The sequence below is a fragment of the Acidovorax sp. genome (assembly GCF_016783915.1).
Classification (GTDB): Bacteria; Pseudomonadota; Gammaproteobacteria; order Burkholderiales; family Burkholderiaceae_C; genus Acidovorax.
Window position 1 is genome coordinate 21002 of record NZ_JADHVT010000013.1, and the last position, 20346, is coordinate 41347.

General features: G+C 65.5%; 19 protein-coding genes. 14 read left to right on the top strand and 5 right to left on the bottom strand.

Translation table 11 applies throughout. The annotated features are described in order from the left end of the window. The first annotated feature begins 56 nt into the window (after nucleotides 1-56). Nucleotides 57-971, top strand: coding sequence for an NAD(P)-dependent oxidoreductase (locus tag ISS20_RS04805; RefSeq protein WP_291434222.1), 915 nt, complete (start codon nucleotides 57-59; stop codon nucleotides 969-971). A 118-nt stretch (nucleotides 972-1089) separates the two neighbouring features. On the opposite strand, the gene ISS20_RS04810 is transcribed toward ISS20_RS04805, so the two are convergent. Continuing rightward, nucleotides 1090-2055, bottom strand: a complete 966-nt coding sequence (locus tag ISS20_RS04810; protein ID WP_291434224.1) for a LysR substrate-binding domain-containing protein — start codon at nucleotides 2053-2055, stop codon at nucleotides 1090-1092. Between the two features lie 169 nt (nucleotides 2056-2224). Here ISS20_RS04810 and ISS20_RS04815 point away from each other — a divergent pair, with 169 nt between their 5' ends. The 8 genes from ISS20_RS04815 (at nucleotide 2225) to ISS20_RS04850 (ending at nucleotide 9013) form a co-directional block, all read left to right on the top strand. Then, nucleotides 2225-2917 carry a substrate-binding domain-containing protein gene (locus tag ISS20_RS04815; RefSeq protein ID WP_291434226.1) on the top strand — a complete coding sequence of 231 codons (693 nt, stop codon included), beginning with the start codon at nucleotides 2225-2227 and terminating at the stop codon, nucleotides 2915-2917. 35 nt (nucleotides 2918-2952) lie between these two features. Continuing rightward, nucleotides 2953-3987: an amidohydrolase family protein gene (locus tag ISS20_RS04820; protein WP_056742987.1), complete on the top strand. Its 1035-nt coding sequence runs from the start codon at nucleotides 2953-2955 to the stop codon at nucleotides 3985-3987. Between the two features lies 1 nt (nucleotide 3988). After that, nucleotides 3989-4672: a 4-carboxy-4-hydroxy-2-oxoadipate aldolase/oxaloacetate decarboxylase gene (gene ligK, locus ISS20_RS04825; protein ID WP_056067987.1), complete on the top strand. Its 684-nt coding sequence runs from the start codon at nucleotides 3989-3991 to the stop codon at nucleotides 4670-4672. Between the two features lie 90 nt (nucleotides 4673-4762). After that, entirely contained in the window at nucleotides 4763-5767 is a 1005-nt protein-coding gene (locus ISS20_RS04830) for a tripartite tricarboxylate transporter substrate binding protein (protein ID WP_291434231.1), read from the top strand. 35 nt (nucleotides 5768-5802) lie between these two features. Then, entirely contained in the window at nucleotides 5803-6732 is a 930-nt protein-coding gene (locus ISS20_RS04835) for an amidohydrolase family protein (RefSeq protein ID WP_291434233.1), read from the top strand. A 4-nt stretch (nucleotides 6733-6736) separates the two neighbouring features. Beyond that, nucleotides 6737-7177, top strand: a complete 441-nt coding sequence (gene ligA, locus ISS20_RS04840) for a protocatechuate 4,5-dioxygenase subunit alpha (protein WP_291434235.1) — start codon at nucleotides 6737-6739, stop codon at nucleotides 7175-7177. Nucleotides 7178-7179: 2 nt separating this feature from the next. After that, complete coding sequence (locus ISS20_RS04845; protein ID WP_291434238.1) at nucleotides 7180-8046, top strand: class III extradiol dioxygenase subunit beta; 867 nt, start codon at nucleotides 7180-7182, stop codon at nucleotides 8044-8046. A 13-nt stretch (nucleotides 8047-8059) separates the two neighbouring features. After that, on the top strand, nucleotides 8060-9013 hold the full coding sequence (locus ISS20_RS04850; protein WP_291434240.1) for a Gfo/Idh/MocA family oxidoreductase: 954 nt from the start codon (nucleotides 8060-8062) through the stop codon (nucleotides 9011-9013). Nucleotides 9014-9245: 232 nt separating this feature from the next. Here the strand turns inward: ISS20_RS04850 and ISS20_RS04855 are convergent, their stop codons facing one another. Both ISS20_RS04855 and ISS20_RS04860 read right to left on the bottom strand, forming a co-directional pair. After that, a complete protein-coding gene (locus ISS20_RS04855; RefSeq protein ID WP_291434242.1) occupies nucleotides 9246-10562 on the bottom strand; it encodes a flavin-dependent oxidoreductase in 1317 nt (438 codons plus the stop codon). Between the two features lie 277 nt (nucleotides 10563-10839). After that, complete coding sequence (locus ISS20_RS04860) at nucleotides 10840-11949, bottom strand: FAD-dependent oxidoreductase (RefSeq protein WP_291434244.1); 1110 nt, start codon at nucleotides 11947-11949, stop codon at nucleotides 10840-10842. A gap of 391 nt (nucleotides 11950-12340) precedes the next feature. On the opposite strand from ISS20_RS04860, the gene ISS20_RS04865 reads away from it, so the two are divergent. Then, nucleotides 12341-13351 (top strand): aldo/keto reductase, encoded by a 1011-nt coding sequence (locus tag ISS20_RS04865; RefSeq protein WP_291434246.1) that lies wholly within the window; start codon nucleotides 12341-12343, stop codon nucleotides 13349-13351. Nucleotides 13352-13495: 144 nt separating this feature from the next. Here ISS20_RS04865 and gap read toward each other — a convergent pair whose 3' ends face one another. Next, the gene (gap, locus tag ISS20_RS04870) at nucleotides 13496-14494 is read right to left on the bottom strand and encodes a type I glyceraldehyde-3-phosphate dehydrogenase (protein ID WP_291434248.1); all 999 of its coding nucleotides are present in this window, start codon (nucleotides 14492-14494) and stop codon (nucleotides 13496-13498) included. A 91-nt stretch (nucleotides 14495-14585) separates the two neighbouring features. After that, entirely contained in the window at nucleotides 14586-16673 is a 2088-nt protein-coding gene (gene tkt, locus ISS20_RS04875) for a transketolase (protein WP_291434249.1), read from the bottom strand. Nucleotides 16674-16796: 123 nt separating this feature from the next. Here tkt and ISS20_RS04880 point away from each other — a divergent pair, with 123 nt between their 5' ends. From ISS20_RS04880 to ISS20_RS04895, 4 genes are read left to right on the top strand one after another with little or no spacing between them, the layout of a single operon-like run. After that, nucleotides 16797-17186 (top strand): S-adenosylmethionine decarboxylase family protein, encoded by a 390-nt coding sequence (locus ISS20_RS04880; RefSeq protein WP_291434251.1) that lies wholly within the window; start codon nucleotides 16797-16799, stop codon nucleotides 17184-17186. Then, on the top strand, nucleotides 17183-17959 hold the full coding sequence (locus ISS20_RS04885) for a nucleotidyltransferase family protein (RefSeq protein ID WP_291434253.1): 777 nt from the start codon (nucleotides 17183-17185) through the stop codon (nucleotides 17957-17959). The genes ISS20_RS04880 and ISS20_RS04885 overlap by 4 nt, the downstream gene beginning before the upstream one ends. Further along, on the top strand, nucleotides 17956-19353 hold the full coding sequence (locus ISS20_RS04890) for an aminopeptidase P N-terminal domain-containing protein (protein ID WP_291434255.1): 1398 nt from the start codon (nucleotides 17956-17958) through the stop codon (nucleotides 19351-19353). The genes ISS20_RS04885 and ISS20_RS04890 overlap by 4 nt, the downstream gene beginning before the upstream one ends. A gap of 14 nt (nucleotides 19354-19367) precedes the next feature. After that, on the top strand, nucleotides 19368-20159 hold the full coding sequence (locus ISS20_RS04895; protein ID WP_291434257.1) for a CPBP family glutamic-type intramembrane protease: 792 nt from the start codon (nucleotides 19368-19370) through the stop codon (nucleotides 20157-20159). The last annotated feature ends 187 nt before the right edge of the window (nucleotides 20160-20346 follow it).

Below are 20346 nucleotides of genomic sequence, written 5' to 3' on the forward strand. Positions count from 1 at the left end.
CATGTCAGCGGTACCGGCGGTGCCAGCGGTGATACAGGGGCTGAAAGGAACATCGAATGAACATCACACACATCGGCCTGGTGGGCTATGGCGAGGTGGGCAAGATCTTCAGTGCGGGCTTGCGCGTCCAGCCCGGCGTGGCCTCCGTCGCCGCATGGGATCTGAAGCTGGCCGATGCCGCGCACCGCGATGCCACGCGGCAGCACGCCGCGCAAGCGGGTGTAGTGGCCGTGGATGCGATGCAGGCGCTGTGCGCACGCTGCGATTGCATCATCTCGGCTGTCACCGCTTCGAACACGCTGGCCGTGGCGCAGGAGGCCGCGCAGCACATCCGCCCCGGCACCGTGTTCCTGGACCTGAACTCCGCATCGCCGGGCACCAAGCAACAGGCCGCTGCGCTCATCGAGGCGCGCGGCGCGCACTATGTCGAGGCGGGTGTGATGACCTCGGTGCCGCCCTACGGCATCCGCGTTCCCATGCTGCTGGGCGGTGCGCAGGCTGCAGCGTTGGCGGCTGTGCTGACCGGCTGGGGCATGGATGCCAACCCCGTGAGCGAGCAACTGGGTGTGGCCAGCGCCATCAAGATGTGCCGCAGCATCATGATCAAGGGCCTGGAGGCGCTGGTCGTTGAAAGCTACGCCACGGCCCGCCACTACGGCGTGGAAGACCATGTGCTGCCGACCCTGGCGGAGACCTTTCCGTCCATCGACTGGCACGAACAGGGCCGCTACTTCTTCAGCCGTGTCGTGCAACACGGCCAGCGCCGAGCCGAAGAGATGCGCGAATCGGCCCACACGGTGCGCGAGGCCGGCATGGAACCGCTGATGGCCTCGGCCATCGCCGCCAAGCAGCAGTGGGTGGCCGACCTGGCGCGCGAAGCCGTGTTTCAAGGCCTGCCCAAGGACGCACGCTGGCAGGACTATGCAGACCGGGTGCTAGGTAGTTTGCCCACCGCACCCGCGAACGACTGAGCCCAGCAATTCGCCACCTGCCGGTGAAACTGGCGCGGCGCAATGCCAGAGGCGCCAAGCAAGGGCCGCCCCGCAGCGACGGCGCCGTCCCACCTCTGGGGGGAGACCGCGCAGCTGCTCAGGGGGGAGACCTGTACAACGCCTGCAGCGTAGTGCGGATCAGCTCCGCCATCGCCTGCTGTGTGAGCGTGGCCGGGCGCTGTGAGCTCACGGCCATGAACAGCTTGCTGCGCAGGCGGGTGCTGCCGCCCTCGCCCTCGCCATCCCCATCGCTGCCCGCGCCGTGAATGGGCCGGGTGCTGAACACCTCCGATTTGCCCGAGGTGGTGACTGCATTCATGGGCAGCACCGCGCAGCCCGCGCCATCGGCCACCAGGTCCAGGATGGCGGCCACGCCGTCGATCTCCAGGCTGATCTGCGGGCGTTTGCCGCGTGCGGCCAGCTCAGATTCCACCAGCATGCGGATGGAGTTGGGGCGGGTGGGGATGACCAGCGGAAAGCGCGGCAGCTCGTCCAGCGGCAGGGGCGTGCGTGCCAGGGCGTCGGCTTCTGCCTCGCTCTGGCCTACGGCGCGGCGCTGCACCAGAAACAGGTCTTCCTCCAGCAACGCCGTGGTCTCGATGCCCGGCGCGGGCGTGGTGTTGTAGAGCAGCGCGATGTCGAGCAGGCCGGTGGTCAGCGACTCGCGCATGGCCACCGACAGCCCCTCGCTGATGGCCAGCGCCGCATCGGGCATCTTCACGCGGAAGGCACGGGTCAGCGGCACTGTCAGCACCTTGGCAATGCTGGGCGGCAGGCCGATGGCCACACGCCCGGCCAGCGCGCCGCGCACGCGGCCCAGCTCCTCGCGGGCGCGCTCCACCTGGTGCAGGATGCCGCGCCCATGCTCCAGCAGCAGTTTGCCCGCCTCGGTGGGCGTGGCACCCCGGCCATTGCGCACCAGCAGGTTCTGGCGCAGCTCCACCTCCAGCAGGCGCACCTGGCGGCTCAGCGCGGGCTGGGCAATGTCCAGCACCACTGAGGCGCGGGTGAAGCTGCCCAGCTCGGCCACCCGCACAAAGTACTCGATCTGTTTGAGGTCCATGGCAAGGCTCTCTGCTATTTGCAATAGCTGTGGGTCAACGATCACGGAATGATATATCTGGTAGTGCTGGTGCCGCCTTCATGTTTGGGCCGGTGCTGCCCACAATCGACGGCATGTATACAACTGCACGCACCGCCTGGGCCATCCGCAGCCCGGCAGGAGACAACGCATGAAGGCGCCTGTGATCCGAGGCATTTCTTCCATGGCCACGCGCCAGGTGCTGGCCGACCTGGTGGTCGGTTTTGCGCAGCAATCGGGCACGCAGGCCGCCATCGAATCGGTGGGCGGCGTGGACGCGGCCAAGCGCGTGGCGGCCGGTGAGGCGTTCGACGTGGTCATCCTTGCGTCCGACGCCATCGACAAGCTTTTGGCTGCGGGCCATCTGGTGCCCGGCAGCAAGGTGGACTGGGTGCACTCTGGCGTGGCCGTGGCCGTGCCTGCCGGCGCGCCGCTGCCCGACCTGTCGAGCGAAGACGCCGTGCGCAATGCCGTGCTGGCTGCGCCCAGCATCAGCCTGTCCACCGGCCCCAGCGGCGTGGCGCTGGCCAAGCTGTTCGAGCGCTGGGGCATTGCCGATCAGATCGCCCCGCGCATGGTGCAGGCGCCCCCAGGCGTGCCCGTGGGCTCGCTGGTGGCCAAGGGCGAGGTGGCGTTGGGCTTTCAGCAACTGAGTGAGCTGCTGCACGTGCAGGGCATCCAGATCGTGGGCCCGCTGCCACCGGCCATCCAGATCACCACCACGTTTTCCGCAGGCGTTGGCGTGCATGCGCAACAGGCGGATGCAGCACGTGCGTTGCTGGCTTACCTGGCTTCTCCCGCTGCGGCAGACGCCAAGCAAAAGCAGGGCATGACCCCCGCCTGACCGATCACAAGAACACCTTCCAGGAGCACCCAAAAATGAGCCTTATCATCGACTGCCACGGCCACTACACCACGGCCCCCAAGGCGCTGGAGAACTGGCGCAACGCGCAGATCGCCGGCATCAAAGACCCAGCCGCCATGCCCAAAGTGGCAGACCTGCACATCAGCGACGACGAGCTGCGCGAGTCCATCGAGACCAACCAGCTGAAGCTGATGAAAGAGCGCGGCAGCGACATCACGCTGTTCAGCCCGCGCGCCAGCTTCATGGCCCACCACATCGGCGACTTCAATGTGTCCAGCACCTGGGCCGCCATCTGCAACGAGCTGTGCTACCGCGTCTCCACGCTGTTCCCCGACCACTTCGTGCCCGTGGCCATGCTGCCGCAAAGCCCCGGCGTGGACCCGGCCACCTGCATCCCTGAGCTGGAAAAGTGCGTGCATGAATACGGCGCCGTGGGCATCAACCTGAACCCCGATCCCTCGGGCGGCCACTGGACCAGCCCCCCGCTGACCGACAAGCACTGGTACCCCATCTACGAAAAGATGGTGGAATACGACCTGCCCGCCATGATCCACGTGAGCACCAGCTGCAACGCGTGCTTCCACACCACCGGCGCGCACTACCTGAACGCCGACACCACTGCCTTCATGCAGCTGATCCAGGGCGATCTGTTCAAGGACTTCCCCACGCTCAAGTTTTTGATTCCGCACGGCGGCGGTGCGGTGCCCTACCACTGGGGCCGGTTCCGTGGCCTGGCGCAGGAGATGAAGAAGCCGCTGCTCGACGAGCACCTGATGAACAACGTGTACTTCGACACCTGCGTGTACCACCAGCCTGGCATCGACCTGCTCAACACCGTGATCCCGGTGAAGAACGTGCTGTTTGCCAGCGAAATGATCGGCGCGGTGCGGGGCATTGACCCCACCACCGGCAACTACTACGACGACACCAAGCGCTACATCGAGGCGTCCACGATCCTGAGTGCCGACGACAAGCACCAGATCTACGAAGCCAACACGCGCCGCGTGTTCTCCCGACTCGATTCACGCCTGAAGGCAAAGGGGCTCTGACATGTTTGAACTTGGCGTTGTCTACCGCAACATCACCCGCGCCGACCGCGCAGCCGCCGACGGCCTGGCCGCTCTCGGCTCGGCCACCGTGCACGAGGCCATGGGCCGTGTGGGCCTGCTCAAGCCCTACATGCGCCCCATCTACAGCGGCCAGCAGGTCAGCGGCACGGCGGTCACCGTGCTGCTGCAGCCCGGCGACAACTGGATGATGCATGTGGCGGCCGAGCAGATCCAGCCCGGCGACATCGTGGTGGCGGCCGTCACCTCGGAGTGCACCGACGGCTACTTTGGCGACCTGCTGGCCACCAGCTTTCAGGCCCGGGGCGCGCGCGCGCTCATCATCGACGCCGGTGTGCGCGACGTGAAGACGCTGCAGGAGATGAACTTCCCCGTCTGGAGCCGCGCGATCAGCAGCAAGGGCACCATCAAGGCCACGCTGGGCTCGGTCAACATCCCCGTGGTGTGCGCCGGTGCACTGGTCACGCCGGGCGACGTGATCGTGGCCGACGACGACGGTGTGGTGTGTGTGCCCGCCGCCCGCGCGGCCGAGACCCTGGCCGCTGCGCAAAAGCGCGAGAGCTTTGAAGGCGAAAAACGCGCCAAGCTCGCCAGCGGCGTGCTGGGCCTGGACATGTACAACATGCGCCCCGGCCTGGAGAAGGCGGGCCTCAAGTACATCGACTGAGCGGATTTTTTCAGTCTTTTGGGCTGCAAGCGCTAGTGAATCATGTGCTGGCAGCTATGTAATTCATAGCAAATAGATTCTCTTCTCTCCATGCGTTGTTCCGTGTCTCCCGTCTCCCTCTCCCGCCGTGCAGGCCTGGCTGTGGGCCTGGCCGCTGCCTTGGGCTGTGTGCCCCAGATCGCATCGGCGCAGGCGTTTCCGTCCAAGCCCGTGCGCATCATCACGCCGTTCCCCGTGGGCGGTGGCCCGGACGGTGTAGCCCGCCTCGTGGCCGATAAGCTGTCCAAGAGCTGGGGCCAACCCGTGGTGGTCGAGAACCGCCCCGGCGGCAACGGCTTCATCGCCATCGATGCGTTCAAGCGCGGCGCCAAGGACGGGCATGACCTGATCGTGCTCGACAACGTGCATCTGGCCGCCTACCCCAGCCTGTTCAAGAAGCTGCCGTACGACACGGCCAAGGACTTCGACACGCTGCTGCCGCTGTTCAAGACCTATTTCTTCTTCACGGTGGCCGCCAACAGCAAATACAAAACCGTGGGCGACATCGTGGCCGACGCCAAGGCCAACCCCGGCAAACTCAACTACGGATCCTGGTCCATCGGCAACCCGGTGCACCTGGGCTCCGAGCTGTTCGAAAGCGCGACCGGCACGCAGATGGAGCATGTGCTCTACAAAGAGACCACGCAGCTCTACACCTCGGTCTCCACCGGCGAGCTTTCGTTTGCGCTGGGCAGCGCCGCCACCGCCGGGCCGCTGCAGCGCGCGGGCAAGCTGCGCTTTCTGGCCGTCACTGCGCCGCAGCGCCTGGCCAGCTTTCCGGATGTGCCCACCGTGGGCGAATCGGGTGGCCCCAAGGGCTTTGAGGTGACCGGCTGGAACGCCATCGCCGTGCCGCCCGGCCTGCCCGCAGCGGTCACCGACAAGATCCGCAAGGACATCGAGCAGGCCCTCGCCGGCGCCGATGTGCAGGAAAAGTTCAAGAGCTTTGGCTACGAGCCCTTCCCCACCACCCGAGCGCAGTTCGCCCAGTTCGTCAAGGACGAGAGCCAGCGCTTTGGCGAGGTGATCAAGAAGGCCAACGTGTCCCTCGACTGATCCGCGCCACCCCAAGCAACCAAGGACCCAAGCCCATGAGCGAATTCACCAAGACCCCTGGCTGGTTGGACTGGTACGCCGGCCCCAGCAAGCCCCGCTTTCAGGTGCCTGCAGGCGCTGTGGACGCGCACTGCCACGTGTTCGGCCCCGGGGCCGAGTTTCCCTACGCGCCCGAGCGCAAGTACACGCCCTGCGACGCCAGCAAGCACCAGCTGTACGCGCTGCGCGACCACCTGGGCTTTGCGCGCAACGTGGTGGTGCAGGCCACCTGCCACGGGGCCGACAACCGCGCCATGGTCGATGCGCTGGTCCACTCCGGCGGCAAGGCGCGTGGCGTGGCCACCGTCAAGCGCTCGGTCACGGACGAAGAGCTGCAGGCCATGCATGACGCTGGTGTGCGCGGTGTGCGCTTCAACTTCGTCAAGCGCCTGGTGGACTTCACACCCAAGGACGAGCTGATGGAGATTGCCGCACGCATCCACAAGCTGGGCTGGCACGTGGTGATCTACTTCGAGGCGGTGGACCTGCCCGAGCTGTGGGACTTCTTCACCGCACTGCCCACCACCGTGGTGGTGGACCACATGGGCCGCCCCGATGTGAACAAGCCTGTCGATGGGCCTGAGTTTGAGTTGTTCCTCAAGTTCATGCGCCAGCACCCCAATGTGTGGAGCAAGGTGAGCTGCCCCGAGCGCCTGTCTGTGACCGGCCCCAAGGCCCTGAACGGTGAACAGAACGCCTACACCGACGTGATTCCGTTTGCCCGCCGTGTGGTGCAAGAGTTTCCCGACCGTGTGCTGTGGGGCACCGACTGGCCGCACCCCAACCTCAAGGACCACATGCCCGACGACGGCCTGCTGGTGGACTTCATTCCGCACATTGCGCCCACGGCCGAGCTGCAGCACAAGCTCCTGGTGGACAACCCCATGCGCCTGTACTGGCCCGAAGAAGACACTGTGGAAGACTGACACCATGTCTCTTGATAAACCCTACCTGGACGTGCCCGGCACGACCATCTTTGACGCCGAGCAAAGCCGCAAGGGCTACTGGCTCAACCAGTTCTGCATGAGCCTGATGAAAGCCGGCAACCGCGAGCGTTTCAAGGCCAACGAACGCGCCTACCTGGACGAGTGGGCGATGACCGAAGAGCAGAAGCAGGCTGTGCTGGCACGTGACCTCAACTGGTGCATCCGCCTGGGCGGCAACATCTACTTTCTGGCCAAGATCGGCGCCACCGATGGCAAGAGTTTCCAGCAGATGGCGGGCAGCATGACCGGCATGACCGAAGAGGAATACCGCAACATGATGATCAACGGCGGCCGCTCGGCCAACGGCAACCGCGTGATCGGCGAAGACGGCGATGCCCAGGCGCACCGCCAGCCGCAAGGTGCGGCGGGCAAGAAAGGAAACTGACCATGGCCAAGATCACCGCCTCCGTGTTCACGTCGCACGTACCTGCCATCGGCGCCGCGCTGGACCTGGGCAAGACGCAGGAAGACTACTGGAAGCCGCTGTTCGCGGGCTACGACTTCTCCAAGCAATGGATGAAGGACAACAAGCCCGACGTGATCTTCCTGGTCTACAACGACCACGCCACGGCCTTCAGCCTGGAGATGATCCCCACGTTCGCCATCGGCACGGCCGCGCAGTTCCAGCCCGCCGACGAGGGCTGGGGCCCCCGCCCTGTGCCTGTGGTGCAGGGCCACCCCGACCTGGCCGCGCACATCGCCCAGTCGGTCATCCAGCAGGACTTTGACCTCACCATCGTCAACAAGATGGACGTGGACCACGGCCTCACCGTGCCGCTGTCTCTGATGTGCGGCCAGCAAGACCCGAAGACGGGCGCCTGGCCCTGCCCGGTGATCCCGTTCGCAGTCAACGTGGTGCAGTACCCGGTGCCCAGCGGCCGCCGCTGCTACAACCTGGGCCAGGCGATCCGCAAGGCCGTGGAGAGCTACGACGAAGACCTGAATGTGCACATCTGGGGCACGGGCGGCATGAGCCACCAGCTGCAGGGCCCGCGCGCAGGCCTCATCAACAAAGAGTTTGACAACGCCTTCCTCGACAAGCTCATCAACGACCCCGAGGCCGCTGCCAGCATCCCGCACATCGACTATGTGCGCGAAGCCGGCAGCGAAGGCATCGAACTCGTGATGTGGCTCATCGCCCGCGGCGCCATGGCCGACGTGGCCGGTGGCAAGCCACCGCGCGTTGCGCACCGCTTCTACCATGTGCCCGCGTCCAACACCGCCGTGGGTCACCTGATTCTCGAGAACACGTAAAAGGACACACACCATGACCATCAAAGTCGCACTCGCAGGCGCTGGCGCCTTCGGCATCAAGCACCTGGACGGCATCAAGAACATCGACGGCGTCGAGGTCGTCTCCCTCATCAGCCGCGACCTGGCCAAGACCCAGGAAGTGGCCGACAAGTACGGCATCCAGCACGTCACCACCAAGCTGGAAGACAGCCTGGCCATCAAGGAAGTGGACGCCGTGATCCTGTGCACGCCCACGCAGATGCACGCCAGCCAGACCCTCGCCTGCCTGGAAGCCGGCAAGCACGTGCAGGTGGAGATCCCGCTGTGCGACGTGCTGGCCGATGGCGAGAAAGTCATCGCCCTGCAAAAGCAGACCGGCCTGGTGGCCATGTGCGGCCACACCCGCCGCTTCAACCCCAGCCACCAGTACGTGCACCAAAAGATCACGGCGGGCGAGTTCAACATCCAGCAGATGGATGTGCAGACCTACTTCTTCCGCCGCACCAACATGAACGCGCTAGGCCAGGCCCGCAGCTGGACGGACCACCTGCTGTGGCACCACGCTGCCCACACCGTGGACCTGTTCGCCTACCAGGCCGGCAGCCCCATCGTGAAGGCCAACGCCATCCAGGGCCCCATCCACCCCACGCTGGGCATCGCGATGGACATGAGCATTCAGCTCAAGGCCGCCAACGGTGCGATCTGCACGCTGTCGCTCTCGTTCAACAACGACGGCCCGCTGGGCACCTTCTTCCGCTACATCGGCGATACGGCGACCTACATCGCGCGCTACGACGACCTGGTGAACGGCAAGGAAGAAAAGATCGACGTGAGCAAGGTGGATGTGAGCATGAACGGCATCGAGCTGCAGGACCGCGAGTTCTTCGCCGCCATCAAGGAGGGCCGCGAGCCCAACGCCAGCGTGGCCCAGGTGCTGCCGTGCTACCAGGTGCTGCACGACCTGGAGCTGCAGCTCAACGCTGGCTGATTTCAGGTCAAATCAGCCGGTAGCGCTGATAAATCATGTCCCGATAGCTATTAATTTGATAGCTATCGGCATTGACGCGTTCAGCGTGTTCCTACGCTGTCTCCGTGCGGGCGCAGTTCAGATTTGTGCTGGATGGTGCGAGACACCAGGCCGTAGTCCACCGCTTCTTTGGCCGGCGGCACGTACAGCGGTGTGGCTGCCAAATGGCCTCGCATGGGTCCCCTGGGATGGCTCAGTCTGTGGCCACGCGCTGCCCCAGCGCAATGGTGGGCGGTGCCGCATTCAGCGTCTCGATCGCAAAGCCCGCCGCCGCCTTGTAGCGGGCCATGAAGGCCTCGCGCTCCTCGCGCGGCAGCACGTCGTCTATGTGATCGAAGACCCCGCCACAGCGCTCGTCCACCAGCCCCAGCAGGCCAAAGGGGCCAGAGCCCCGGTTGCGCAGCACCAGCGCCGAGATGTCCTTGCACAGCTTGTCGTCGTAGGCGCGCAGTGCCTGCGGGCCCACGCCATGCGCCACCAGCTGCGCCCCCAGCACACGCGCATCCACAATGGCCTGGCTCGCACCGTTGGAGCCCACGGGGTACATCACGTGCGCTGCATCACCCAGCAGTGCCACGCGGCCATCCACCCAGGTGGGCACGGGGTCGCGGTCGATCATGGGGTACTCGAAGATGTCCTTGGCGCCGCGCAGCATGGCGGGCACATCCAGCCAGCTGTAGTTCCAGCCCTCGAAGTGGTGGATGAACTCCTCCAGCGCCACGCGCCGGTTCCAGTCGCCTTGCTGCCAGCCGCCCTGGTTGTCCACGGTGATCTCGGCGATCCAGTTGATGGTGGCCAGGCCCGTGGCCGGGTCGGGCGGCGTGATGGGGTAGAACACCACGCGGTGCCGCAGCGAGCCCACGCCCACGAACGACGCGCCCGTGCGCACCGGCACACCCGGCGTGGTGCCGCGCCACATGATGGCGCCGCCCCACTGGATGGGCGGCTGGGTGGGGTGCATCTGCGACCGCACGGCCGAGTGCAGGCCATCGGCGGCCACCAGCAGCGAGCCGGCCACTTCCCGGCGCTCACCGCTCCGGGTTTCGATGAGTGCGGTCACGCCGTCGGCATCCTGCCGATAGCCCACCACGCGCTGCCCCAGCTGCACGGCGCCGTCGCCCAGGCGTTCTTTCACGGCATTGACTAGCATCATCTGCAGTTGGCCACGGTGCACCGAATACTGCGGCCAGTGGTAGCCTGCCTGCAGGCCGCGTGGCTCGGCGTATACCTCGTTCCCGTTGCGGCCTACCAGCGCCCATTCGCGCGCCTGCAGGCCGATGGTGTCCAGCACATCGTTGCCAAAACCGAGGTCGTGCAGTTCCCGCACGGCGTTGGCCTGCAGATTGATGCCCACGCCCAGCGGCAGCAACTCTGGCACCGATTCATAGACGATGCAGGGCACGCCGATCTGGTGCAGGGTGAGGGCGGTGGCCATGCCACCGATACCGCCGCCGGCAATCAGCACGGGGCGGGGCGAAGAGGTGTGTGAAGTAGTAGGTGCGCCAGACATGCCTAGATTGTCCATGCAATGACCGAAGGCAATGGGCGCGGATGCCGCTGGCGATATCAGCTAACTGTTTTGTAGCGGGAAGCGCCCGTTCCGTCCGAACTTTCCGGCCTGTCCGAGTCGTTTTGCGATCTCTGGGCGTCCCCCGGTTTCAAGGGCCTCACCAGCGCCATGAGAGCCCCGTCAGTGGCAGCGGCACGCCGATGCCCACCAACGACCACCCATCCCGTGTCCCGGCCCGCCCGGGGGCTGGACACTGGCATGGCGCAGCAGGTGCCGTTCATCGCGCGGCTTCGCTTGTGACGCCAAGGGCCTGCACACCGAGTGTCGCGGCTTCAATGGCGCCAGCGACATAGCCCGAGAACTGGGGTGACCACTCGCTGGCGACGCCCCAAATCCGGTGCGCCCAAGGGCCTTCAGCGGGATGAGACGGCGGCGCTGTGCCGTGGTGGCCAGCAGCGTTGGCATCGGCCGGGGTGGCCGTGTCGGGATCTTGGGCCCAGTCCTTCAAAAACTCGTGGCTCGGTTGGCCAGCCTGGTGCCCGAACAATCGTTCGAGTTGCGCTCGGCAATGCGCCTTGAGGGTTTCCTCAGACATGCGACTTCTGTGAGGCGCTGAAAGCCCCAGAAACCCGAACAACGCGGCAGGTCCGCCGGGTGCTGAGGCATCGTGGATCTCGACCATCGGACCCACAGCGCTGCGTGCCTGGCCGGACAGGCCTTGTTCGCGCCAGAACGGCGTGTCGTAGACAGCCAGGTATTTGGAATGGGGTGCCATCCAGGTCGGGGTGTTGCGCCAGGCTTGCAGCAAACCCGGCGGTAACTCGGGTGTGAAGTGGATTCGGTGGATGGCCAACCGAGGGGGAATCGCCAGCAACACCCGATCCGCACGGTACACGCTGGATTCACCATGGCCATCTTGGGCGTGAACTTCAACCTGTGTCCCCTCTTGAACGAGGCGGTGCACAGTCTGGCCCATGATGAGTCGCTGAGGATCACAACCCTGTCGTATGGCATCCACCAGAGCTGTCATACCCCCCACCACACGCATCGACACGGGAGAGGACGGATAGCCTCGAACACGGGCCGGCAGCCCATCCAGCGAACGTTCGATCACGGTGTCGCCGGCTTCGTGCTGAGCGAAGACCTCCAACCCCAGTTCATCAATCCGTTGGGCGAGCTGCGTCTGAAAGTCGGGCCAGAACCACGTCGGTCCGAGGTCGAAGCGGTGGTTGTGGATGCCACCGCTCACCGTCGCCGACGCGATGCGTCCACCCCAGCCGGTCCGGGATTCCAGAAGCCGGTAGTCCTTGCCTTGCTGCTGCAGCAGATGGGCGGCATACAAACCGCTGAGACCACCGCCAACGATCAGTGTTTCGGTGGTTCTCATGGTGTTGAAGAAGCCAAATCCGTATGGCTTTGACCGATGTCAGCTGCTTCAGATGGACTGGAGCGATGCATGGGTGATGTCGGTTGATCTTTTGCAGGCATTTTCGAGGCGCTCGAAGAGAGCGGCCATATTGTGGTGCCCCGTGGGGGAATATGCGCCCCATGCCGCCAATGGGCCTTCAGCTCCATGGATCATTGTGGAGGCCGTTCACCTCTCGCAATCCTGACGGGCCTGTCGCCCAAGCCAAAGCCGTTGCCATAACGACACCTCCCACCGCGTAGTGCATCGACAGGCTGGATGCATTGGTGAGCGTCTACCCTGGCTTGGCTTGGCTTCTGGCGCCAAGCCCGACCCACCCGCCGGGTTGCCGCGCTTGCCGTAAGCTTGCGGCATGCAACAAAGAACTCTTGGACCTTTCTCCGTCTCGGCCATCGGCCTGGGCTGCATGAACCTGTCGCACGCCTACGGCGCGCCGGTGTCTGCCGAGCAGGGCGAGCGCGTGCTGCTGGCCGCGCTCGATGCGGGCGTGACACTGTTCGACACCGCAACGCTCTACGGCTTTGGCGCCAACGAGACCCTGGTGGGCCGTGTGCTGAAGCCCCACCGCAACCGCTTCACCCTGGCCAGCAAATGCGGCATGCAGGGCGTGGATGTGAACGGCGACGGCAAGCTGGTGCGCGTGATCGACGGCCGCCCCGCTACGCTGCGCCAGACCTGCGAAGACAGCCTGCGCCGCTTGCAGACCGATGTGATCGACCTGTACTACCTGCACCGCTGGGACAAGACGGTGCCCATTGAAGACAGCGTGGGCGCGCTGGCCGACCTGGTGCGCGCGGGCAAGATCCGCAGCATCGGCCTGTCGGAGGTGTCGGCCGCCACGCTGCGCCGGGCGCATGCGGTACACCCCATTGCGGCGGTGCAGACCGAGTATTCGCTGTGGACGCGCAACCCCGAGATTGCAGTGCTGGACGCCTGCCGCGAACTGGGCGTGGCGTTTGTGGCCTTCAGCCCGGTGGCGCGTGGCTTTCTGTGTGGCGATCTGCGCGATGTGACCACGCTCGACGCCAAGGACATCCGCCGCACCATGCCGCGTTTTGCGCCCGACAACTATGCGGCCAACCTGAAGCTGATGGATGGCTACCGTGCCATTGCCCAGGAGGTGGGTTGCTCGCTGGCGCAGCTGGCCATTGCATGGCTGCTGCACAAGGGCGAGCACATCATTCCCATCCCCGGAACGACGAGCGTGGAACATTTGCACGACGACCTCGGCGCTGTCAACGTGCAGCTGGATGCCGCAACCCTGCAACGCGTGGAGGCACTGATCAATGAGCGCACGGTGGTAGGCGGCCGTTACAACGCGCAGAGCGCGAGCGAAGTGGATACAGAGACTTTCCCTGGCTGAGGGCGTCCAGACAGGGGGTGGCGAGGGGTAGGTGCCGCCCCCGCAGCCGCAAAAAAGCCGGTGGCCCTTGCGGGCGACCGGCTTGAACAAGGTCGCTGTTGCTAGCGTACCTTCATTCTCAAAAGCGGTATGGCTTGCGATGGATTACTTGGCCACCACGCGCACCATCTCCAGGCACTTGTTCGAGTAGCCCCATTCGTTGTCGTACCAGCTCACGACCTTCACGAAGGTGCCGTCCAGCGCGATGCCAGCGTCGGCATCAAAGATCGACGTGCGGGTGTCGCCACGGAAGTCGGTAGCCACCACCTTGTCTTCGGTGTAGCCCAGCACGCCCTTCAGAGCGCCTTCGGACTGGGCCTTCATCTCGGCCTTGATTTCTTCGTAGGTGGCGGCCTTGTCCAGCTCCACCGTCAGGTCCACCACCGACACGTCGGAGGTGGGCACGCGGAAGGACATGCCGGTCAGCTTCTTGTTGAGCGCAGGAATCACCACACCCACGGCCTTGGCAGCGCCAGTGCTCGAAGGAATGATGTTTTCCAGAATGCCACGGCCACCGCGCCAGTCCTTGTTCGAAGGGCCGTCCACGGTCTTTTGCGTGGCGGTGGCGGCGTGCACCGTGGTCATCAGGCCGCGCTTGATGCCCCACTTGTCGTTCAGCACCTTGGCCACGGGGGCCAGGCAGTTGGTGGTGCACGAGGCGTTGGAGATGATGGCCTGGCCAGCGTACGTGTCGTGGTTCACGCCGAACACGAACATGGGGGTGTCGTCCTTGGAAGGTGCCGACAGGATGACCTTCTTGGCGCCAGCGTCGATGTGCTTTTGCGCGGTGACCTTGTCCAGGAACAGGCCGGTGGATTCGATCACCACGTCGGCGCCGACTTCGTTCCACTTCAGGTTGGCGGGGTCGCGCTCTTGGGTCAGGCGGATCTTCTTGCCGTTGACGATCAGGGTGTTGCCTTCCACGGCCACGGTGCCCTGGAAGCGACCGTGCACCGAGTCGTACTGCAGCATGTACGCGAGGTAATCAGGCTCCAGCAGGTCGTTGATGCCCACGACTTCGATGTCGCTGAAGTTCTGGATGGCCGAGCGCAGCACGTTGCGGCCGATGCGGCCGAAGCCGTTGATACCAATCTTGATCGTCATAGGGTGCCTCTTCAAAGTTGCAAAGTCGAAATCAGGAATCTGCCGGAGCGCGCCCGCTACAGCCGTGGGCGCTCAGCGGGCGGGAGGGGACTCAGTGGGCCTTGGCCTTCTTGGCGGGCTTCAGGCGTGCAGCGCCGATGGCCACCAGCACGGCATCGGCCACGTTCTCTTCGGTGAAACCGAAGTGCTTGAACAGCACGGGCGCAGGGGCCGATTCGCCGTAGGTGTCGATGCCCACCACGGCAGCGCAGCCGTACTTCCACCAGCCGTCGGTCACGCCCATTTCCACGGCCACGCGGGGCACGCCGGCGGGCAGCACGCTGCTCTTGTACTTGGCGTCTTCGCGGTCGAAGGTCGTGGTGCTGGGCATGGAGACCACGCGCACGCCGATCTTCTTGTCGGCCAGCAGGCGCTGGGCCTTGAGGGCCAGCTGCACTTCAGAGCCTGTGGCGATGATCACGGCCACGGGCTTCTTCTTGATGCCCACATCGGCAGGCTCGCTCAGTACATAGGCGCCGCGCGAGATGTCGCCCAGGTCGCGCTTGGGGGCATAAGGCAGGTTCTGGCGCGACAGGGCCAGCACGGTGGGCTTGTTGCGGTTGGAGAGGGCCACGCTCCAGGCCACGGCGGTTTCGGCCGTGTCGGCAGGGCGCCAGACGTCCAGGTTGGGGATCAGGCGCAGGCTGGCCACGTGCTCGATGGATTGGTGCGTGGGGCCATCTTCGCCCAGGCCAATGGAGTCGTGCGTGAACACGTGGATCACGCGCTGCTTCATCAGCGCGGCCATGCGGATGGCGTTGCGGCTGTAGTCGCTGAACGTGAGGAAGGTACCGCCGTAGGGGATGAAGCCGCCATGCAGCGCCACGCCGTTCATGATGGCGGCCATGCCGAATTCGCGCACGCCGTAGTTGATGTGGCGGCCGCCGATCTTCTGGCCGTTTTCCAGCGTGGTCTGCACCACGTTACCCTGCATGTCAAAACGCAGGTTTGGTGTGCTCTTGGTGTTGGTCAGGTTGGAGCCGGTCAGGTCGGCGCTGCCGCCCAGCAGTTCGGGCAGCGCAGCGGTGAAGGCTTCCAGGGCCAGCTGGCTGGCCTTGCGGCTGGCTACGGTCTCGCCCTTGGTGTGCGCGGCCACTACGGTGTCCACGGCCACTTGCGCAAAGTTGGCGGGCAGGTCGCCCTGCATGCGGCGGGTGTATTCGGCAGCCAGCTCGGGGAAGGCTGCGCTGTAGGCCGCAAAACGTTCGTTCCAGGTAGCCTCAGCGGCGGCGCCTGTGGCCTTGGCGTCCCAGCCAGCGTACACCTCTTCAGGGATCACGAAGGGCTCGCTGGTCCAGCCCAGGGCTTCGCGCGTGAGCTTGATTTCTTCGGCGCCCAGAGGTTCGCCGTGGGCCTTGGCCGTGTTCACGCGGTTGGGGCTGCCCTTGCCGATGTGCGTCTTGCACACGATGAGCGTGGGGCGCTCGGTCTGCTTCTTGGCTTCTTCGATGGCGGCGGCCACCTTGTCAGCATCGTGGCCATCGATGGGGCCAATCACGTTCCAGCCGCTGGCCACAAAACGCAGGGGGGTGTTGTCGGCAAACCAGGGCAGCACCTGGCCGTCGATGGAGATGCCGTTGTCGTCGTACAGGGCGACCAGCTTGTTCAGCTTCCAGGCGCCGGCCAGCGAGATCGCCTCCTGGCTGATGCCTTCCATCAGGCAGCCGTCGCCCAGGAACACAAACGTGTTGTGGTCCACCACGGCATGGCCTTCGCGGTTGAATTCGGCGGCCAGCAGCTTTTCAGCCAGTGCAAAACCCACAGCATTGGTGATGCCCTGGCCCAGCGGGCCGGTGGTGGTCTCCACGCCGGGGGTCACGCCCACTTCGGGGTGGCCGGCGGTCTTGCTGTGCAGCTGGCGGAAGTTCTTCAGCTCGCTCATCGGCAGGTCGTAGCCAGACAGGTGCAGCAGCGCGTACAGCAGCATGGAGCCGTGGCCGTTGGAGAGCACAAACCGGTCGCGGTCAAACCACTGGGGGTTGGTGGGGTTGTGCTTGAGATGGCGGCTCCACAGTGCCACGGCCATGTCGGCCATGCCCATGGGGGCGCCGGGGTGGCCGGAGTTGGCTTGTTGAACGGCGTCCATGGCCAATGCGCGGATCGCATTTGCCATCTGTTGGGATTGCTGGGTGTTGGCCATGGGGGGAGGGTTCAGGGTGGGTGAGTCGGGGGAAACCCGGCATTTTACCGGGGCGGCTTTCGCCCGCCTGAATTCGCGGCCTGCGGGCCCGGTGTGCCACCACAATGCACTACAGTGCGGCCCATGCAAGGACTGCATCTCACCGCCGATCTCCATGGCTGCCGTTGTGCCCCCGCCTGGTTGCTGGACGCCACCGCCCTGGGCCTTGCCTGTACCGATGCGGTGCGCGTCGCCGGGCTGCAGCCTGTGGGGCAGTTGTTTCACGAATTTCCGGCCACCGCGCAGGGCCCGGGCGGGGTGACTGCCACGGTGTTGCTGGCCGAGTCGCATCTGTGCGTGCACACGTGGCCCGAGCAGCGCGGCGTGACGCTGGATGTGTATGTGTGCAATTTCGGCGCCGACCATTCGGCCAAGGCGCGTGCCTTGATGGACGCCCTGCTCGCCCTGTTCGACCCCACCACCGTGGAGCGCCATGCGCTGCAGCGGGGCGTTGTGAACGGGGTGGCGTCATGAGTACCGCCCGCCACCCGATTCCTGCCCTGCTGCTCGCCGCAGGCCGGGGCGAGCGCATGCGCCCCCTGACCGACGTGACCCCCAAACCCCTGCTGCAAGTGCAAGGCCAGCCGCTGTTGCAGTGGCACCTGCAGGCACTGCTGGACGCAGGCGTGGGGCGGGCTGTGATCAACACCGCATGGCTGGGGGGGCAGATCAGTGCGTATTTTTCCAGTGTTTTTGCCTCCAGGCGCAGGTTTAATATGCCTGAGCAGCTATCAATTTCATACTCGCACGAAGGGGTGGACTTTGGCGGCGCGCTGGAAACCGCCGGGGGCATTGCCCGTGCATTGCCCCAGCTCGGCCCGGTGTTCTGGCTGGCCGCGGGCGATGTGTTTGCGCCTGATTTTGTGTTCGACACCGCGGCGGTGGCCGCTTTCGAGGCCAGCGACCATCTGGCTCACCTGTGGCTGGTGCCCAACCCGGCCCACAACCCGCGCGGCGACTTTGGCCTGTCGGCCGGCGGCCTGGCGCTGAACCTGCCCGCCGACGACCCCGCGCCGCGTTACACCTACAGCACCATCGCCTTGCTGCGCGCCGAGCTGTTTGCGGCGCCCTGGTGTGACATTCCACCGGGCAATCCTGGCGGCATCAAAGCCCCGCTGGCGCCGCTGCTTCGCCGTGCGATGGACAATGGCCGCGTCAGCGCGCAGCTCTACACCGGTCGCTGGACCGATGTGGGCACGCCCGAACGGCTGGCCGAACTCAACTCCCTTTCTTCCGACGCGCCATGAACACCACCGTGCCTGCCTCCGTCTACGCCCAGCGCCGCGCGCACCTGGCTGCCCAGCTGGGCCCTGGGGGTATCGCGATCATTCCCACGGCGCTGGAGCGCCCGCGCAACCGGGACAGCGATTTTTTGTTCCGCCATGACAGCTACTTCTACTACCTGACTGGCTTCACCGAGCCCGGCGCCTGCCTGGTGCTGGCGCACGATGGCCGCAGCACGCTGTTTTGCCAGCCCAAGGACCTGGAGCGCGAGATCTGGGACGGCTATCGCCTCGGCCCGGCCGCTGCGCCCGCAGCCTTGGGCGTGGACGCGGCGCATTCGATGGCGGAGCTGGACAGCAAGCTGCCGCGCCTGCTCGAAAACACGGCCTGCGTCTGGTACCCGTTTGCCACACACAGCGGCCTGGCCGCGCGGGTGGAAGGCTGGCTCAACGGGGTGCGTGGCCGTGTGCGCTATGGCGCCATCTGCCCTGCCGAGCAGAACGATCTGTGCACCTTGCTCGACGAGATGCGCCTGTTCAAGGACGCGCACGAGCAGGACATCATGCGCCGCGCCAGCGCCATCAGCGCGCAGGCCCATATCCGCGCCATGCAGCGCTCCGCCCGCATGCTGCGCGCAGGCGAGGATGTGCGCGAGTACCACCTCGACGCCGAGCTGCTGCATGCGTTCCGCGACGCCGGCTCGCAGTACCCGGCCTACAGTTCCATCGTGGCGGCCGGCGCGAACGCCTGCGTGCTGCATTACCGTGCCGATGCGGCTCCGGTGCGCGATGGCGAGCTGGTGCTGATCGACGCGGGCTGCGAGTTGGACAGCTACGCCAGCGACATCACCCGCACCTTCCCGGCCAACGGCAAGTTCACGGGCCCACAGCGCGCGCTGTACGACCTGGTGCTGGCCAGCCAGGATGCGGCCGTGGCAGCCACCAAGGCCGGGGCGCGCTTCAACGACCCGCACGATGCCACGGTGGCGGTGCTGGCGCAGGGCATGCTGGACCTGGGCCTGCTCGACAAGAACAAGGTGGGGTCGGCGCAGGACGTGGTCGAAAAGCGCGCCTACTTCCAGTTCTACATGCATCGCACCAGCCACTGGCTGGGCATGGACGTGCACGACTGCGGCAGCTATGTGGAGCCCGGTGAGGTGGGGCAGGTGAGCGAGCGCAAGGACCCGCTTTCGGGCGAGACCATCACCAACCGCCCCAGCCGTGTGCTGCGCCCCGGCATGGTGCTGACCATCGAGCCCGGCATCTATGTGCGCCCCGCCGAATGGGTGCCCGAGCAGTTCCACAACATCGGCATCCGCATCGAAGACGATGCCATCGTCTCCGAGACGGGTTGTGAGCTGATCACGCGCGGTGTCCCGGTGAAGGCCGATGAGATCGAAGCGTTGATGCGCGCCTGAGCGCGGGCAAAACCATGGCCGTGGACAACGCTGCCGAGGCAGACGCGGCGCGTGCTCCGGTGCAACCCAGTAAGTGGCGGCTGGGCGGCGCGCTGTGGCTGCTGGGCATGCCCGGCGTGGTCGCAGTGGTCTGGGCACTGTTTCCTACCTTGAAGGCCAACGAGGCCCTGTTGCCGTTGCCGCTGCCACTGGGGGCTGTGCTGCTGCTCAGCGGGCTGCAGACCGCCATGCTGTTGGCTCTGGCCGTGACGCTGGGGGTGTGGCTGGCACCCCGCGTGGGCTTGCGTGTACCCGCAGTGTCTTGCTTGCTAGTCGGCCAGCCCATCGGTCCGGCGCTGCGCGCGCAGCTTGTGCCCGGCATGGTGGGCGGTGTGGCGGGTGCTGCATGGCTGTGGGCGCTGTCCCAGGTGGCACCCACGGCGCTCCAGCCGTCAGACCCCGCAAGTGCCATGCCGCTGGGGGTCAAGCTGCTGTATGGCGGCATCACCGAAGAGCTGCTGGTGCGCAGGGGCATGATGACCCTGCTGCTGTGGCTGGGCTGGCGCGTGCTGCAGCGCGGGCAGCGCCAGCCGGGCAAGGTGTTGGTGGTTGTGGCGGTGCTGCTCAGTGCCCTCTTGTTTGCTTTTGGGCACCTGCCTGCAGCGCAGGCGCTGGCTGGAGTGTTGACCATGCCGGTCGTGGCGTTCGTTCTGGTGGGCAACACGGTCTTTGGCCTGGTGGCTGGCTGGCTTTATGCGCGCCATGGTCTGGAGTCAGCGATCATTGCGCACGTGCTGGCGCATCTGTTGTCATTCCCGGTGCTCTAACGGGGCGCTGAGTCACAGAGCGGATGCAAGGGGTAACTCCCAAGTAACCGCTTCGTGTGAAAATTGCAACTCTATTACGTATCCAACGGCCGAGAGAAAAGAGACATGTCCATGTCTACCCGCCGCGCCACCAAGATTGTTGCTACCCTGTGCCCCGCATCGAGTGGCGCAGCACTTCTGGATGCCA

Coding starts and splice junctions, on each gene's coding strand:
- tkt (WP_291434249.1), bottom strand. CDS start 16,673: ATGGCCAACACCCAGCAATCCCAACAGATGGCAAATGCGATCCGCGCA.
- ISS20_RS04895 (WP_291434257.1), top strand. CDS start 19,368: ATGGCCGTGGACAACGCTGCCGAGGCAGACGCGGCGCGTGCTCCGGTG.
- ISS20_RS04880 (WP_291434251.1), top strand. CDS start 16,797: ATGCAAGGACTGCATCTCACCGCCGATCTCCATGGCTGCCGTTGTGCC.
- ligA (WP_291434235.1), top strand. CDS start 6,737: ATGTCTCTTGATAAACCCTACCTGGACGTGCCCGGCACGACCATCTTT.
- gap (WP_291434248.1), bottom strand. CDS start 14,494: ATGACGATCAAGATTGGTATCAACGGCTTCGGCCGCATCGGCCGCAAC.
- ISS20_RS04865 (WP_291434246.1), top strand. CDS start 12,341: ATGCAACAAAGAACTCTTGGACCTTTCTCCGTCTCGGCCATCGGCCTG.
- ISS20_RS04805 (WP_291434222.1), top strand. CDS start 57: ATGAACATCACACACATCGGCCTGGTGGGCTATGGCGAGGTGGGCAAG.
- ISS20_RS04845 (WP_291434238.1), top strand. CDS start 7,180: ATGGCCAAGATCACCGCCTCCGTGTTCACGTCGCACGTACCTGCCATC.
- ISS20_RS04850 (WP_291434240.1), top strand. CDS start 8,060: ATGACCATCAAAGTCGCACTCGCAGGCGCTGGCGCCTTCGGCATCAAG.
- ISS20_RS04890 (WP_291434255.1), top strand. CDS start 17,956: ATGAACACCACCGTGCCTGCCTCCGTCTACGCCCAGCGCCGCGCGCAC.
- ISS20_RS04820 (WP_056742987.1), top strand. CDS start 2,953: ATGAGCCTTATCATCGACTGCCACGGCCACTACACCACGGCCCCCAAG.
- ISS20_RS04830 (WP_291434231.1), top strand. CDS start 4,763: ATGCGTTGTTCCGTGTCTCCCGTCTCCCTCTCCCGCCGTGCAGGCCTG.
- ISS20_RS04810 (WP_291434224.1), bottom strand. CDS start 2,055: ATGGACCTCAAACAGATCGAGTACTTTGTGCGGGTGGCCGAGCTGGGC.
- ISS20_RS04855 (WP_291434242.1), bottom strand. CDS start 10,562: ATGTCTGGCGCACCTACTACTTCACACACCTCTTCGCCCCGCCCCGTG.
- ISS20_RS04860 (WP_291434244.1), bottom strand. CDS start 11,949: ATGAGAACCACCGAAACACTGATCGTTGGCGGTGGTCTCAGCGGTTTG.
- ISS20_RS04835 (WP_291434233.1), top strand. CDS start 5,803: ATGAGCGAATTCACCAAGACCCCTGGCTGGTTGGACTGGTACGCCGGC.
- ISS20_RS04885 (WP_291434253.1), top strand. CDS start 17,183: ATGAGTACCGCCCGCCACCCGATTCCTGCCCTGCTGCTCGCCGCAGGC.
- ligK (WP_056067987.1), top strand. CDS start 3,989: ATGTTTGAACTTGGCGTTGTCTACCGCAACATCACCCGCGCCGACCGC.
- ISS20_RS04815 (WP_291434226.1), top strand. CDS start 2,225: ATGAAGGCGCCTGTGATCCGAGGCATTTCTTCCATGGCCACGCGCCAG.